The following is a 15,434-nucleotide window of genomic DNA, read 5'->3' on the forward strand; positions in this document are numbered from 1 at the left end:
TTGGAGATTAAAACATTTGATATCCACTCTTTCGAAGTTTCTTAATTACGATTCCTGCCAAAGCAGCACCTACTAATCCAGTAGATAAAATAAACATATCGGCTTGTCCTAAATGCGATACACTTGTCCCAAATGAAGAAAATGTTTCTTTCGGCTTTGAAAAATAATCCCACACACTCGCTTTATTAATAATAAGCATACAAACAATCGGATACACAATAACCATTACCCATGTAGCTCGCAAAATCATGTTGAGTAAAAATCCAATTCCAAAAAACAAAATAAAGAATAACATCATTGAAATAAGTAGTACCGGTATACTCACTCTTTCTCCCTCTCCTTCGCATGCGCCGTAAATACGTGATACGCTGTATAACCAAATTGCTCTCCTGGATTTAATGTTTTGTCCATTTCAAGATGTAGTTCTGATCTTCTTTCTAGCAAATATTTAATAAGTATAGACGTATTGGGATCGTCAGCAATCGTCTCTGGATGTAAAAATGCTACTTCAGACAATTCCTTCTCCTGTACAATAATATTTTCCCCTTCAGGCTCCAAAAGGAAAATAATCATATTATCACTAATTTCATTACGAATAACGCCCGACCGAATACCTATAATCCCCTTCACATGAGCGACAATACCAGTCTCTTCTAATACTTCACGTTTCACAGCTTCATCAACCGTCTCACCTTCATTTACAAAACCAGCTGGCAAAGACCATTTCCCCTTTAATCCACTGTATTTTTTCTTAACAAATAGCCACCTGCCATCTTTTGTAGCTACTAAACCACTAACAGCTAACCAAACTTTCCCTCGTTTCTCCATGATGTAATAACCTCCTCCACCGGAACGGACAGAATATTCTTTCTTTTTTATATATTATACTATATTTTTAATATGAAAAAAGCAGAAACAGCTCTTAGCCGTTTCTGCTTTTTCTATTATATATTAAAAGAACTTTAATTTACCTTTTTTAAGAACTAATAAAGGTCCACCTAATAAGAATAGGTAACGGTTATCAATTACTTTCTTCATGAAGGAAGCTTTCCAACCTGTTAACTTTTTACCCATAACAACGCCCATTGCATCGTCATGACCTAAAGAACATACAGATCCTTTATTGTCGAATGCGAATTTTTTCATTTCGCCCTTACCACGAACTAACACAGTTAAGTTATGTGCAATGTTGTAACCTTGTTGTATTGCAATTTGTGCTGTTGGTGGATATGGACGGTTAATTTCTTCGTTAATGATTAACGCTGCATCACCAACCATGAATACATCTTCGTATCCTGGAGCGTGCATGTACTCATCGACTTTTACACGTCCGCGCATTGCTTCAAAGCCAGACTCTTCCACAATACCGTTACCACGAACACCTGCAGCCCAAACTACTGTTTCAGACTTAATTAATTCAGTGTCATCGCCATTCGCAACGATAATACCTTCTTCAGTTGCTTCTTTAATTGCTGTACCGATGCGGAATTCTACACCTTTTTTCTCAAGTTGTTTTACAGCGTATTCTACTAACGCTGGATCGAAACCTGGAAGTGCTGTTGGAGCAGCTTCTACACAGATGATACGTGCTTTTTCACGTGGTACATTGTACTCTTTGCAAAGTTCAGGAACACGGTTTGCAAGCTCACCTACGTACTCGATACCAGTAAATCCAGCACCACCAACAACGATTGTTACTAACTCATCGCGTTGTTCAGTTGCATATTTAGCGAAACTAGCTTCCATATGCTCACGAATTTCACGAGTTGCATTAATGTTAGCGATTGAGAATGCATGCTCTTTTAATCCTGTAATTCCGAATGTTTCTGATTCGAAACCAAGACCAATTACTAAGTAGTCATACTCTAACTCGCTGTCTTTTAAGATAATGCGTTTTTCAGCAGCTTTAATTTCTACTACTGTATCTTGTACAAAGTTCACTTTATTTGTATCAATAACGTCTTGAATATCTAGACAGATTTTTTCATCTTGTAATGTACCAGCTGCGCTCTCGTGTAACCAAGTCGCTTGGTAGTGATAGCTGTTGTTGTTTACTAGCGTAATTTCAGCTTCATTTACAGATAATGCTTTTTGCAGACGAACAGTCGTAATCATCCCGCCATAACCTGCACCTAAAACTACGATTTTTGGAGTCTTCACCAAATCACAACCCTTTTCTTTATATAATAGTAATGAAAAATAATACCAAGTACTAAAAACTCTATTTGTCAAGAATGTGGAATTTATCACATTCTATATCGTAACAAAACGCAGTCAAAAAATCGTACGAATTTTGTCATAGAAATTTAACATAATACTTCCCTATATTAGTCGGTTTTATTCCATAATTCAAGCACCTAGCGAATTATCAATATTTTAAAATAACATAGCGTTTACAAGGGTTTTTCAGCCTTTTTTTCATGTATTTTCCTTTCTGTATATTTTATACAATGTAAAAAACATCTATGCGGAAACTTACTTATAATTCAGTCGTTTTCAGAAGTATTATGAACTGAAATATGCTATCATTTATTTGAAAGTATCATCATTTGCAGGATTTTCATGTACATATGAACAATATATGAAATCAATATCAAAATTCCATCTATAGGGGGAATGAAAGTGGCAGAAAATCAAAAAGTTTACGACATAACAATTATTGGTGGTGGTCCAACTGGACTTTTCACAGCATTTTATGGCGGTATGAGACAAGCAAGTGTAAAAATCATTGAAAGCTTACCTCAACTTGGAGGACAATTATCCGCACTCTACCCTGAAAAATACATTTATGATGTAGCTGGATTCCCAAAAGTGCGTGCACAAGAGTTAGTTGATAACTTAAAAGAGCAAATGAAGAAATTTGATCCAACAGTTTGCTTAGAAGAAGCTGTTGATACGCTTGAGAAACAAGCTGACGGTATATTTAAACTTGTTACGAATAAACAAACTCACTATTCTAAATCAGTCATTATTACTGCTGGTAATGGTGCTTTCCAGCCACGCCGCTTAGAATTAGAGGGGACCGCAAAATACGAAAAGAAAAACTTACATTATTTCGTTGATGATATGAATAAATTTGCTGGCAAGCGTGTTGTTGTATTTGGCGGCGGCGACTCAGCCGTAGACTGGACGATGATGTTAGAACCGATTGCTGACAAAGTTACAATCGTTCATCGCCGTGATAAATTCCGTGCACATGAGCATAGCGTCGAAAGCTTAATGAATTCTCGTGCAGAAGTAAGCACACCGTACGTTCCAGTTGAACTCATTGGTGATGACAAAATTGAACAAGTCGTTCTTCAACACGTAAAAACAGAAGAAAAACTTATCATCGATGTTGATGATGTAATTGTAAACTACGGCTTCGTTTCTTCTCTTGGCCCAATTAAAAACTGGGGCTTAGATATACAAAAAAATAGCATTCTTGTGAATTCAAAAATGGAAACAAATATTCCTGGCATTTACGCTGCTGGTGACATTTGTACATATGAAGGAAAAGTAAAACTTATCGCTTGTGGATTTGGTGAAGCACCGACAGCAGTAAACAATGCAAAAGCTTACTTCGATCCAAACGCAAAACTTCAACCAATGCATAGCTCCAGTATGTTTTAATATAGAACTACGAAGAACCCTTTTCACATATGAAAGGGTTTCTTTTATATCTCCTCAAAAAATTAACACTTTCTAAAAAGCTCTACTTTTCCCCAAAAACATGTTACACTAAAACAGAACAAATGTTCTTATTTAAAAGGAGGAATTTTCATGATTAACGAACCTATTATCGTAAAAAAAGAAGCTTTCCAAGCAATCGGTGTTTCTCTTACAACGACAAATGAAAAAGAGGCGTCTACTGAAGGAAAAATCCCAGGGCTTTGGAACAAATACTTCCAAGAACAAATGATGCATCACATCCCAGATCAACAAACAAAGGAAACGTTCGCTTTCTATTCAAACTACGAATCAGATGAAACTGGTACATATAAATTTACAATCGGTATGCCCGTTTCTTCATTAAAAGACGTTCCTGAAAATATGACAACTTTAACAATACCTGCCGCTACATATGCGGTATTTACATCGAGAAAAGGCCCAGTTTCTGAAGTCGTGTGCGAAGCTTGGGAATACATTTGGCAATGGTCGAAAGAAAACAAACGTGCTTTTACAACAGATTTCGAACTGTATGATGAAAAAGCGGTAGACCCAAATAATGTGCAAGTAGATATTTATATCGCATTAGCTTAAAGAAGATACTCTTTGGTATCTTCTTTTTTTGTCGTTAAATAGCTACTGGGCAAATTCATTATTATTGTCTACAATGAGAAAGTGCAGTATAGAAATATTAGAAACTGTATAAAGTGAAACTATACTCAGTGGGGGTTTTGTTCATCCCCCACTGAGTATTAGCCTTCACCAATCGGACGTTTACGGGCAGTTGGTCTCCCACCTAACTTCTTTGCTCGAACCGAATTTTGAGGTGGGATTTTTACTGCCCGTTAACGCAGGATAAAACGATTGTTAATAGGTTTTTTAGTTTAAATTTGTCACATAGAAAGGAAGCAATATGGAGGAACTACAACAAAATAAAACTGCTTTAGAAGGAAGCGGAAAACCGTTATTAAAAAATACGAATTTCCTTTTTCTTTGGGCAGCTACTCTTTTTTCAAGCTTTGCTTTAGCCTTTTTTACTTTTTCACAAACGTGGTACATAGCAAAAACATTAAACCTTGAGGCTTCACTCGGTGTTGTTTTCGTAGCTCTTAGTGTTCCAAGGCTTATTTTTATGATTATCGGCGGCGCTGTAGCTGATAAATTCCCGAAAAAAAATATTATGTTTTACTCCAATATTATTCGAGCGATTCTTGTCGCAACCATTCTCACATGGTTCATCGTCGGTGATGTAACACTATATACATTTGCCTTATTCGCTTTATTCTTTGGACTTGCTGATGCTTTTTTCTGGTCCGCAGATGGATCTATTCTGCCAGAACTTGTAGAAAAAAGCCGCTTAACGCAGGCAAATTCACTTACACAAATGACGAATCAAGCGTCGGTCATCTTGGGCCCTGTACTTGGTGGAATTCTCATCAAATTTACGAACTATGAAACAATCTTTTCGATTACGATTTTACTACTGATCGTTGCGGCCATACTCGTTCAAAAAATACAATTTACGATGTCAGAGCAAAAAGATACCGACAAAGGCATGTTTACTTCTATTAAAGAAGGAATCTTATATGTAAAGGAATCGCCATTCCTTTCAACTTTCCTTATTTGTAGCGCCTTTCTAAACTTATTTTTAATCGGTCCGATGCAAGTCGGTTTCCCGCTCTTCGTTAAAAATGTCCTGCACGGTGATTCACTTCAGTTCAGTTACTTAGAAGCTGCTGTTGGTGGTGGAATGGCGATAGGCGCTGTCATTGTCGGTTTAAAGAATATTAATCGTAGACGCGGCCTATTTTGCATTATCATGATGCTACTGTCTGGTATATTCTTCTTATCCATTAACTTTAGTACGGTACTTTGGCAGGCATTATTAGCTGGCATGTTTTACGGTATTACAATCGCAATGGCGATCGTTCCACTTATGGCAATGATTCAAGCAACTGTAAAAGAAGAGATGATGGGGCGTGTAATGAGTTTACTTATGCTATCATCAATGGGCTTTATCCCGCTCTCTTATGCATTCACATCCATTGCACTTGCAATAGGAATTCCAATCGTAACCGTTATGAAAAGCGGTGCAATCGCCGTTATCGTCTTCGTACTATTTGTAGCGATTCGTGTTCCAGTTGTAAGGAAATTCGATTAACAAGCAAGAGTCATGTATTATAAGCATGGCTCTTTTTTAAACGGATCAAATAGATGTAGTCCCTTTCTCCTCCTTAATGCTGCTCCCCACTCTAATCCAACCTCAAAAAATAAATCTCGCACTGTACTGTAAAAAAGTGCCCCAATATCTTTACGAATTTCCCCATATTTATGTGCCCTCACAACACTTTTCACGCGCCAAATGAAATTTCCGTTCACTTCTTCATCAGCTAATATTTGCTCTAATAAAACACCTTGCTCTAGTAAGCCACTCTTTTTATACGCAAGTTCCACCTTACTCCAAAATATATTAATCTTCTTCGGATTACTTGTCATCGGCACCAGTGCGTATATAAAAGATTTCGGTATATCGTGACGGCAATACGTTTCATCAAGCTCATACGTTATTTTTCTTTTCTCTTTTATTTGTGGAATGTTTTTAAAAAGAATTGTTTCCCCCTCATATTTTTGCTCATTTTTACTACAGCCAGCTGCATAATCCTCACTTTCACATGCGGACATTTTCATACGGTCATCCATGCGGTCAATTGCAGATATAAGAAAAATATATAAGTTCGCACTATACCCACCGCGCTTATGTCTTTCTTTTGTCGCAACACGCTTTATAATTCCTAGTTCCTCTAACTTTGCAATGGAGCGGCGTACTGTACGAATACTCTTTCCAACATTCGTCGCAATCGTCTCCATTAACGGACAAGCAACTCCTACTGTTTTCTGTTTCTCATTCACCGCATACTTTCCTAAAAAATGAATAATGGTAGCATCCGTTTTATTTAATTGAAATCGATAATATTTCAAAACTTGTTTTTGATATATATTAAACTCCTCTTTACTTTGAAATTCACTATATGGTTTCATTAAATTATATAAGCTTCCCATTCTTATCACCTCATTTATAAGTAAGAAGCAGGAAGAGAAATTGGCGTGATAGTTAATATTTCTTTATTGGAGATGAGAATATGATTGTAATTAGCGCTTGTTTAGGTGGTATCGCTTGTCGTTATGATGGGAATGACAATCTCGTTTCAAAAATAGAGGAACTTTTGCACAAAGAAGATACAGTCCTCATTTGTCCTGAAGTATTAGGAGGACTACCGACGCCTCGTCCTTCCGCTGAAATTATTGGTGGGAATGGCGATGACGTTTTGGACGGAAAAGCGAAAGTGATGACAAAAGATGGAGAAGATGTCACAGAAGCTTTCGTAAATGGTGCTTATAAAGCATTAGAACAACTTAAAGACTTACACCCAGAATATATTATTTTAAAAGAACGTAGTCCATCTTGTGGTAGTTCTACAATTTACACTGGAGAATTTAACGGGAATAAAAAAACTGGTTATGGGGTAACAACTGCTTTATTCAAAAGACATGGATTTACAGTCATTTCAGAAGAGGATTTTGAGAATATAAAAAGGAATTGACCCTGTTCGTCAATTCCTTTTTTCTTTCTTATTTTGCACCTAATTTTTCTTTAACTTTCGCTGGAAGCTCGTCTTTTTTCACTTCTTCCCAAGCTGTTACACCTTTTTTATCTGAATTGTATACGCGTAAGAATGCTTCTTTGCGAAGATTTTTTGGAGCTGTGAATTCCAATTCTTTTTCTTCTCCACCTTTATCGAATCCTTTTAATTTATACTCGAAATATTTATGTGGCTCTCCGTTATCAAACTTCTCATTTTTTTCAATTCCATCAGCTGTAACTTGAACATAATACTCATCTTTTCCTAAACGATTAATATCACAACCAACTAACAGACTTGCAAATACAATTAAAATACTAAAAAGTGCAATGTATCTTTTCATTTCCTTCACCTCAAATGTTTTTTCTTATATTCTTATCTTAAAGCTCAGGCTTTAAAGAAGAAATTCAAAAACATGACATGAACATTACACTTTTGTAAGATAATAATTATTTCTTCACTTTAGAAATAGTCATTCCAACACCAATTGGAACGAGGACAGATTCTACCTTCGGATCAGTTGCTACTACTTCATTAAACTTCTTCATACACATCAGCCAACTTCTATTATGCAAAAGACAAAAATCGTAAGAAAATAGATAAAAAATAATAATTCCTTACTCAACCAACTAGCGATTTCGTTTTCAATATGTGAAAAGGGATTTGTAAACGATGAATTGAATATATATTTATTATTTTCTAACTTTTGGCTGAAAGTTTTTTTATTACATAAATTTCATTATTTCCTAATTTAAAGTTTTCGAGGGGAGAAATAATATGAATCCTATTTTATTAGATGTTCCGTTACAAATAGAAACAGACAAACTCATTCTTCGAGCACCACTGCAAGCAGGTGAAGGGAATGTAGTACATAAAGCTATTAAAGATTCAATTCATGAATTAAAGCAATGGTTGTCTTTATTCCAGTCCATTCCTACTGTTGAAGAAACGGAAATTCTCCTTAGAAATGCGCATATAGATTTTTTGAAAAGAGAAAGCTTTCGCTATCTTATCTATCATAAGGAGACGAATAATTTTATCGGAACTGCTAGCCTTCACGCGATTGATTGGAAGGTTTCTAAATGTGAAATTGGATACTGGATTAACACCCAATTTAGTGGCAATGGATATATGACAGAAACAGTAAGTGCGTTAATAAACCTTGGATTTCAGTTATTCAAATTTAGAAGGATTGAAATACGATGTGAACGTAATAACACAAAAAGTCGTGCGATTCCTGAAAAACTAGGCTTTGAGCTTGAAGGGATATTACGTAATGAGGATCTTTCAGCTGACGGCAAACAACTAACTGATACTTGCATATATGCAAAGATAAAGTGAAACTTTAATTAGCTCTCACCAATTGGACTTTTACGACAAAAGAAAAGACCTCATTAACGATTATATTCCATCGCTAAAAAGGTCTTTTTCTATTTCAGCTAAACACTTAGCACTCTTCTGGCTTACCAGCATTCGTCGCTGTACGGAAAGATGATCCACATCCGCATGATGCGATTGCGTTTGGATTATCAATTGTGAATCCGCCGCCAAGCATCGATTGTTTATAATCAACTTTTACTCCTTTAACAATTGGAGCACTTTCTTTATCGATAACAAATTCAACACCGAAAAATTCAAGAACTGTGTCGTCTTCTTTTGGTTCTACTTCAAATCCTAAGCCGTAAGAAAGACCACTACATCCGCCGCCGTGTACAGCAAGGCGCACGTACTTCTCTCCATCTTCAGCATCTTTTAACATATCTTTAATTTGAAAAGCTGCTTGTTCTGTTACTTCAATCATGAAATACACCATCCTTTCTGTTCTCATTCTATTATACATCTTTACGCCTCTATCTTGTACTCATACACTCCACGGCAAATTACTTCCGCAGGTCCTTTCATTAACACATTTCCTTCTTCTGTCCATGCAATCATTAAATCGCCGCCAGCTAAATGAACTGTAATCTCTTTACCACGTTCCAGCTTTCCATTTAAAATAGCAGCTACAACTGCAGCACATGCTCCTGTCCCGCAAGCTTGTGTTACACCAGATCCACGTTCCCAAACACGGAAGTTCATCTCGTCATCATTCAAAATTTCGATAAATTCAACATTTGCTCGCTCTGGGAACATTTCATGTGTCTCAAGGACTGGTCCAAGTGTTGTAAGTGGCGCTTTTTCTACATCATCAACAAAAATAACCGCATGCGGATTCCCCATTGAAACAGCTGTAAATGCATAACGATGATTATTGTATAAGAAGTTTTCACGAATAAACGGTGTTTCACCTTCACCAAGCATCGGGATTTCTGCACGTGTTAAACGTGGTGCTCCCATATCGATTTTTACTAATGTAACTACACCATCTTCTACCGTTACTTCAGCCGTTACAATTCCAGCTAACGTTTCAATTGCGAAAACTGTTTCTTCTACTAGTTTATGCTCATACGCATATTTCGCTACGCAGCGTAAACCGTTGCCGCAGCTCTTCCCTTCTGAACCATCGTTATTAAACATGCGCATTTTCACCGGAGCTACGTCAGAAGGACAAATTAAAATCATTCCATCTGCCCCAATACCAGTATTAATATTTGAAACTTTTTCCGCCACAAGAGCTAAATCTTCTTCAAGAATTTGTTCCTCAAACATATTTACATATATATAACTATTGCCAAGACCATGCATTTTTGTAAAAGAAAATTGGCTCATTTGTATTCACTCCAAAAATAATTTTTTATTTTAAGTATAGAATGCATGCTTTTAGAACACAATATGAATGTCCCCCGTTTCTCATATTTGACAACATTTGGCGATGAGCCATTCTTGCACAAATTGTGTAGGAAAAAAGCCCTTCTAAAAGGGCCTTTTTTTATTTATATTCCGTATTATCCTACCCTGCGAAATAATATTTTACCTAATGGAAAAAGGTGCTGCCCATTCGCAACACCTTAAAACATTGGATTTTCATCCAGATACTCATATACATTATTAACAAGCTCTTCTACTGTCGATCCTTGTACTACTTCACCATTCACAAGGGCAAATGGGCCTTCAAAACAAATACCACAATATCCTAAACATCCATACTCCATTACATCTAAATTCGGATCTTTTTCTAATTTCTCTAAAGCTGCTTGTGAACCACTCGCGAGGTTACCTACACAAAATTCAATTAACGGTTTAATCAAAATTATCCCCCCTGTACTACAAAACAAATTACCTTCTGACTTCATCTATAAGAAGAAAACTAAGCTGTTTCTTGTTGTTTTCATTACACTTACTAAACTATTCAATTCCTTCACTGTTTCACTTCAAAGCAAATATTCTTTTCTATATAAATATATTCACAACACTGCTTTTCGGCCTTCATAATGAAATAGTAACTAGAAAAGGAAAACAGTTTACTTTACTTTTCTTCTTATTGTACAACAGAGTATTCATTCATGCATTGTTATTTGTTCACAAATTCGATATAATTTGATTGAGTAAAGTCGAAATATTTTATTAATATAAAATTTTAGGATTAGGGGACATTTCAACAGAAAAGGGGTAATCCATCATGAAACACCTCGTAATACTAGGTGGTGGCTACGGTGGAATGAGAATTCTGCAACGGCTACTTCCAAGCAACCAACTTCCAGATGATGTACAGGTGACATTAATCGACAAAGTACCATACCATTGTTTCAAAACTGAATATTATGCATTAGTAGCGGGTACAATTTCAGAAACGCATATTCGCATACCGTTTCCTGAGCACCCACGCCTCAATATTCAATACGGCACAATAACAAATATTGATCTCGAAGAAAAAGCTGTTCATCTTGATGGCGGTGAAGCAATCCAATATGATGATTTAATTATCGGACTTGGCTGTGAAGATAAATATCATAACGTTCCTGGGGCAAAGGAATATACACACAGTCTACAATCAATTGAACAAACACGTAAGACATATGAACAATTAAATGGCCTAGAACCGAATGCTACAGTTGCTGTCGTTGGTGCTGGCTTAAGTGGCGTTGAAGTAGCAAGTGAACTTCGTGAGAGCCGTTCTGATTTAAAAATCTATTTATTTGATAGAAAAGATAGAATTTTATTCCCATATCCAGAGAAATTAAGTAGATATGTAGAAGAATGGTTTATAAAACATAACGTTACCATTATACGAAACTCTAACATTACCAAAGTCGAACCAAATATTGTGTACAACCACGATGAACCTCTTGCATGTGATGCAATCGTCTGGACAGCTGGTATTCAAGCAAATGAAGTTGTTCGAAACCTTCCGGTTGAACAAGATGGTAGCGGACGGGTTGTTTTAACAAAATATCACAATATTCCAAATGACGAGCACGTTTACGTTGTAGGAGATTGTGCAGCACTTCCACACGCACCATCTGCTCAACTTGCTGAAGGTCAAGGAGAACAAATTGTCCAAATATTATTAAAACGTTGGAATAATGAACCACTTCCTGATGAACTACCTGTTATTAAATTAAAAGGTGTTCTCGGTTCCCTCGGCAAAAAACACGGATTTGGTTTACTAGCAAACCAACCATTAATGGGACGTGTACCGAGATTATTAAAATCCGGTCTTCTTTGGATGTATAAATATCATAACGGTTAATACTTTACGAGCTGTCTACTATGTAGGCAGCCTCTTTTCATCAGTTGAAAAAATTTTTTTCATAAACAGAAATTATCAGAATTTTTTTCTCAATATTTATTCACAAAATTTTCTATTTTTATATTAAAAACTATTGATGAAAAGTGTATGCTATTTGTAAGTTGTTTTTATTATTTCCTTTAAGACCGAATTCATTCGGTCTTATTTTTTATGTGATAAATACTTTTATAGGAGGCATTACATTTCACTTATGAACTTGACGAAACTACACGATCGAATAGAAGCGAAGAAGAAAGAATTGATCTATCTCGTTGAAATGTACGGATTCACTCATGATAAAGTAATTTCTTTCAGTCAAGAATTAGATTGTTTACTTAACTTATTAATAAAACTCAAGACGAAGAAAAAACGTTGCTCTTTATAACCTTATTTTTCTATTTCTCTCTCTTTTTTGATACGATATAACTAGAATCAGAAAGGAGCAATTTATGTTTATATTAAAAGACGTTACATATAAAGATATACTACACATTCCTTATTTACAGATTCAAAAAGAGACAATCACTTGTATTATCGGTGAAAGTGGGAGCGGAAAGAGTACATTACTTCGCATGTTAAATGATTTACAATCTCCAACATCCGGTACAATCGAATATAACGGAAAACCAATTTCTGATTATCCCCCTATTCAATTACGCCGTGACGTAGTTATGCTCGGACAAACTCCACCTATTTTTGACGGAACAGTTAAAGACAATCTATTAATGGGACTTCGTCTTTCTGAAAAACCATCTCCAAGTGATGATACTTTGCAGAATGCATTAACGACTGTTAGCTTAAATAAAAATTTAGAAGACAACGCCGCTTCATTATCAGGCGGGGAAAAACAACGGCTTGCTTTTGCTCGCATCATACTTATGGATCCGCCTGTCTATTTATTAGATGAACCAACTTCGGCATTAGATAGTGATACAGAACGCCGCGTTATGAAGCAATTCACTATACTCGCAAGAGAAAAGAAAAAAACCGTTATCTTCATCACGCACTCGCAACAACTTCCAGAAGAAATTGCAGACGATATTATTGAAATTAGTAAAACAAACGGTGCAACTAGAAAGGGAGTGCTCTCAGTTGAAGGGCGTTATTGAACTCCAAATTTGGCAACTTGCTGCTGCCTATATTTTCATTCTTATTTTAATCGGACTTGTAAGATTAAAAGGGATACCTCGCGAGAAACAAATTGCGATCGCAACATTCCGGATGACCATTCAGCTCGTACTTGTTGCATATGTCCTTACATACATATTTGAAAACAGTAATCCATTTTATACAATTGCTCTCATTACTTCTATTACTACATTTGCTATTTTTAATATTTATAAACGAGTTAATATTCCGATGTCCAAAGAATTAAAACGTGTAGCCGCTCTTTCCATGGTTGCGGGATCAATCGGACCATTACTACTATTTATCTTTGTTATTATCGGGCATAATCCGTGGTATGCACCGCAATATATCGTTCCTATTGCCGGCATGTTAATCGGTAATGCTATGACCGGTATTTGCCTCGGGGCAAACACCTTTTTAAACAATATGAAATCTCAAAGAGATCATATTGAAGGTGCCCTTATGCTCGGCGCAACACCGAAAGAAGCAACTGCTCCCCTCATAAGGGACGCTTTTGATTCTGCTATTTTACCAACAATCAATTCCATGGTCGGTATGGGAATTATAAGCTTACCCGGTATGATGACCGGTCAAATATTATCCGGTGTATCACCGTTTACAGCAATTCAATATCAAATTGCTATCATACTCGGTATTTCAGGGAGTACTGCTTTCGCTGTCATTATCTTCTTACAGCTTGGATATAAAACATTCTTTAATAAGCGCTGTCAGTTGAAAGGAATTGACTATGATGCGAGGTGAATCGTGCGTAGTTCACGGCGAATGAAATTATATTAACGATTTTTTCAATATATCTATCATAACTTACAATATATCAACGATTTTTCAAATATATCTATCATAACTCAGAATATATCAACGATTTTGTACGAAATATCGATTTACCGACAAAAAGTGACATAATAAAAAGAGGAGGCGAATAGCCTCCTCTTTTTATTTGTCTTACGCCTTCTTAACGAACTGTGATTTTAACTTCATAGCTCCGAAACCGTCGATTTTACAATCAATATCATGATCTCCATCAACTAGACGAATACTCTTTACTTTCGTACCAATCTTCACAACTGAAGAAGTACCCTTTACTTTTAAATCTTTAATTACAGTAACAGCATCACCATCTTGAAGAACGTTTCCGTTTGCATCTTTTACAACTTTTGCACCATCATTATTTTCAGCTTCTGCTTCTTTGCCCCACTCATGAGCACATTCTGGACATACGAAAAGAACGCCATCCTCATACGTATATTCTGAATTACATTTTGGACAATTTGGTAAAGTAGCCATAAATTCATTTCCTCCGTTCATTATTTATACGTAAAAATCAAATTTGATGTTTACATGTCGATAAATAAAATTTGTATAGCATTTCTTTATAGTGCCATAGTCTTACGTTATTGACAAGCCTACCTCAAATTCTCATTTTTTATTGTATTTTACAAAATTTCAATTCGTATGGTGTTTACAATAAAAAAGAAGAACCTTCACAAGATTCTTCTTTTCAAAATGAATGAGTTCTCACTAGAACCCCCAACCATTCTCTTCAATATAAAATTGATACTCTTCTAACTCTTCTTCACTTAACTTCTTATTATTCTCATATACTTCTTGCCATTCAAAGTAACCTTCACTGAAATAAACAGCGAATTTAATTTTTACGTTTTTCTTCTCTGTATAGTCATAACCAGTAAACTCTACTACGTCATACTCTTTTTCTTTCTTCACGAACTTCCAAGTTGGATTATCAGTCATAACCTCTAAAGTAAATCCTTCATCACTTGAACGAACAACATTTTTAATATTCGGCTCAGTTGGTAAAAGAGAAAGTCCGAACATAGCTCCACCAAACACTATCCCCACTATAACTTGTAAACCAATCATACCAGCAGCACTAGCGCCGCCCTTTGATTGTAAGTAATACGCCTTCTTATGATCCGGCATATCTTCTTCCTTATGTAAAACTCGAATAGCATGCTTATAATATAAACGGTTTCCTTGCCATCCAGTAAATATCATCATTCCTAATTGAAGAACTAAACTAACTGTTAAATAAATCCCATCTGGAATATCTATAAAAGGAGTTACAACGATACTAGGTACCGCCAATAACGTAAGTATAATAAACAACTTATACATTTTACGATAAGCTAACCAAAAAGTTGGGAAGAAAAAGGCTACCCAATTCCACGTATTCCCTTGTGCTGGATTTTCTACTTTTCCCCATTTAAAGTCATAATACGCCGTATTCTTTTGAACAATCTTATGTAACTCTTGTGGAGAAATTGTTTCTTGTAAAACAGTGTCTTTCACGTACATCATCCTTTTCTTAT

General features: G+C 35.9%; 19 protein-coding genes and 1 pseudogene. 9 read left to right on the forward strand and 11 right to left on the reverse strand.

All coding sequences use genetic code 11. The annotated features are described in order from the left end of the window. Positions 1 to 7: 7 nt before the first annotated feature. The 3 genes from MHH42_RS24915 to MHH42_RS24925 all read right to left on the reverse strand — a co-directional run bounded on the left by MHH42_RS24915 (position 8) and on the right by MHH42_RS24925 (position 2,160). On the reverse strand, positions 8 to 325 hold the full coding sequence (locus MHH42_RS24915; RefSeq protein ID WP_000027018.1) for a YuiB family protein: 318 nt from the start codon (positions 323 to 325) through the stop codon (positions 8 to 10). After that, positions 322 to 828, reverse strand: a complete 507-nt coding sequence (locus MHH42_RS24920) for an NUDIX hydrolase (protein ID WP_000415303.1) — start codon at positions 826 to 828, stop codon at positions 322 to 324. Before MHH42_RS24920 ends, MHH42_RS24915 begins: the two co-directional genes overlap by 4 nt. 123 nt (positions 829 to 951) lie before the next feature. Then, positions 952 to 2,160, reverse strand: a complete 1,209-nt coding sequence (locus MHH42_RS24925; RefSeq protein ID WP_000856621.1) for an NAD(P)/FAD-dependent oxidoreductase — start codon at positions 2,158 to 2,160, stop codon at positions 952 to 954. A 462-nt stretch (positions 2,161 to 2,622) separates the two neighbouring features. Between MHH42_RS24925 and MHH42_RS24930 the strand changes: the two genes are divergently transcribed. The 3 genes from MHH42_RS24930 (at position 2,623) to MHH42_RS24940 (ending at position 5,809) form a co-directional block, all read left to right on the forward strand. Continuing rightward, a complete protein-coding gene (locus MHH42_RS24930) occupies positions 2,623 to 3,612 on the forward strand; it encodes an NAD(P)/FAD-dependent oxidoreductase (RefSeq protein WP_000829781.1) in 990 nt (329 codons plus the stop codon). Between the two features lie 150 nt (positions 3,613 to 3,762). Continuing rightward, positions 3,763 to 4,242 (forward strand): GyrI-like domain-containing protein, encoded by a 480-nt coding sequence (locus MHH42_RS24935; RefSeq protein WP_098637298.1) that lies wholly within the window; start codon positions 3,763 to 3,765, stop codon positions 4,240 to 4,242. Between the two features lie 319 nt (positions 4,243 to 4,561). Beyond that, a complete protein-coding gene (locus MHH42_RS24940; RefSeq protein WP_000391933.1) occupies positions 4,562 to 5,809 on the forward strand; it encodes an MFS transporter in 1,248 nt (415 codons plus the stop codon). 17 nt (positions 5,810 to 5,826) lie between these two features. Here MHH42_RS24940 and MHH42_RS24945 read toward each other — a convergent pair whose 3' ends face one another. Then, entirely contained in the window at positions 5,827 to 6,708 is an 882-nt protein-coding gene (locus tag MHH42_RS24945; protein WP_000535232.1) for a helix-turn-helix domain-containing protein, read from the reverse strand. 80 nt (positions 6,709 to 6,788) lie between these two features. Here MHH42_RS24945 and MHH42_RS24950 point away from each other — a divergent pair, with 80 nt between their 5' ends. Continuing rightward, the gene (locus tag MHH42_RS24950; protein WP_000635477.1) at positions 6,789 to 7,250 is read left to right on the forward strand and encodes a DUF523 domain-containing protein; all 462 of its coding nucleotides are present in this window, start codon (positions 6,789 to 6,791) and stop codon (positions 7,248 to 7,250) included. Between the two features lie 28 nt (positions 7,251 to 7,278). On the opposite strand, the gene MHH42_RS24955 is transcribed toward MHH42_RS24950, so the two are convergent. Together MHH42_RS24955 and MHH42_RS24960 are read right to left on the reverse strand one after the other, a co-directional pair. After that, complete coding sequence (locus MHH42_RS24955; RefSeq protein ID WP_340894423.1) at positions 7,279 to 7,632, reverse strand: YxeA family protein; 354 nt, start codon at positions 7,630 to 7,632, stop codon at positions 7,279 to 7,281. A 106-nt stretch (positions 7,633 to 7,738) separates the two neighbouring features. Then, positions 7,739 to 7,837 (reverse strand): annotated as a pseudogene (locus MHH42_RS24960) (methyltransferase); the annotation flags it as partial. A gap of 229 nt (positions 7,838 to 8,066) precedes the next feature. On the opposite strand from MHH42_RS24960, the gene MHH42_RS24965 reads away from it, so the two are divergent. Next, a complete protein-coding gene (locus MHH42_RS24965; RefSeq protein WP_070173891.1) occupies positions 8,067 to 8,630 on the forward strand; it encodes a GNAT family N-acetyltransferase in 564 nt (187 codons plus the stop codon). 106 nt (positions 8,631 to 8,736) lie between these two features. Here MHH42_RS24965 and MHH42_RS24970 read toward each other — a convergent pair whose 3' ends face one another. The 3 genes from MHH42_RS24970 to MHH42_RS24980 all read right to left on the reverse strand — a co-directional run bounded on the left by MHH42_RS24970 (position 8,737) and on the right by MHH42_RS24980 (position 10,477). Beyond that, positions 8,737 to 9,090: a HesB/IscA family protein gene (locus MHH42_RS24970; RefSeq protein WP_000573824.1), complete on the reverse strand. Its 354-nt coding sequence runs from the start codon at positions 9,088 to 9,090 to the stop codon at positions 8,737 to 8,739. 41 nt (positions 9,091 to 9,131) lie between these two features. After that, a complete protein-coding gene (gene dapF, locus MHH42_RS24975; protein WP_070173892.1) occupies positions 9,132 to 9,998 on the reverse strand; it encodes a diaminopimelate epimerase in 867 nt (288 codons plus the stop codon). A gap of 239 nt (positions 9,999 to 10,237) precedes the next feature. Continuing rightward, entirely contained in the window at positions 10,238 to 10,477 is a 240-nt protein-coding gene (locus MHH42_RS24980) for a YuzB family protein (protein ID WP_000595027.1), read from the reverse strand. Between the two features lie 371 nt (positions 10,478 to 10,848). Here MHH42_RS24980 and MHH42_RS24985 point away from each other — a divergent pair, with 371 nt between their 5' ends. From MHH42_RS24985 to MHH42_RS25000, 4 genes are all read left to right on the forward strand, one after another. Next, positions 10,849 to 11,919: an NAD(P)/FAD-dependent oxidoreductase gene (locus tag MHH42_RS24985; RefSeq protein ID WP_000682063.1), complete on the forward strand. Its 1,071-nt coding sequence runs from the start codon at positions 10,849 to 10,851 to the stop codon at positions 11,917 to 11,919. A gap of 250 nt (positions 11,920 to 12,169) precedes the next feature. After that, complete coding sequence (locus MHH42_RS24990) at positions 12,170 to 12,343, forward strand: aspartyl-phosphate phosphatase Spo0E family protein (RefSeq protein ID WP_001054617.1); 174 nt, start codon at positions 12,170 to 12,172, stop codon at positions 12,341 to 12,343. Positions 12,344 to 12,407: 64 nt separating this feature from the next. Beyond that, the gene (locus MHH42_RS24995; RefSeq protein ID WP_000470290.1) at positions 12,408 to 13,067 is read left to right on the forward strand and encodes an ABC transporter ATP-binding protein; all 660 of its coding nucleotides are present in this window, start codon (positions 12,408 to 12,410) and stop codon (positions 13,065 to 13,067) included. Further along, positions 13,051 to 13,848, forward strand: coding sequence for an ABC transporter permease (locus MHH42_RS25000; RefSeq protein ID WP_070173893.1), 798 nt, complete (start codon positions 13,051 to 13,053; stop codon positions 13,846 to 13,848). Before MHH42_RS24995 ends, MHH42_RS25000 begins: the two co-directional genes overlap by 17 nt. A gap of 201 nt (positions 13,849 to 14,049) precedes the next feature. Here the strand turns inward: MHH42_RS25000 and phnA are convergent, their stop codons facing one another. After that, the gene (gene phnA / locus MHH42_RS25005) at positions 14,050 to 14,391 is read right to left on the reverse strand and encodes an alkylphosphonate utilization operon protein PhnA (RefSeq protein WP_000212733.1); all 342 of its coding nucleotides are present in this window, start codon (positions 14,389 to 14,391) and stop codon (positions 14,050 to 14,052) included. Between the two features lie 234 nt (positions 14,392 to 14,625). Continuing rightward, positions 14,626 to 15,420 carry a DUF2628 domain-containing protein gene (locus MHH42_RS25010; protein ID WP_033663116.1) on the reverse strand — a complete coding sequence of 265 codons (795 nt, stop codon included), beginning with the start codon at positions 15,418 to 15,420 and terminating at the stop codon, positions 14,626 to 14,628. Positions 15,421 to 15,434 lie beyond the last annotated feature (14 nt).

Origin of the sequence: Bacillus sp. FSL L8-0099 (genome assembly GCF_038006385.1) — a bacterium.
GTDB lineage: Bacteria > Bacillota > Bacilli > Bacillales > Bacillaceae_G > Bacillus_A > Bacillus_A toyonensis.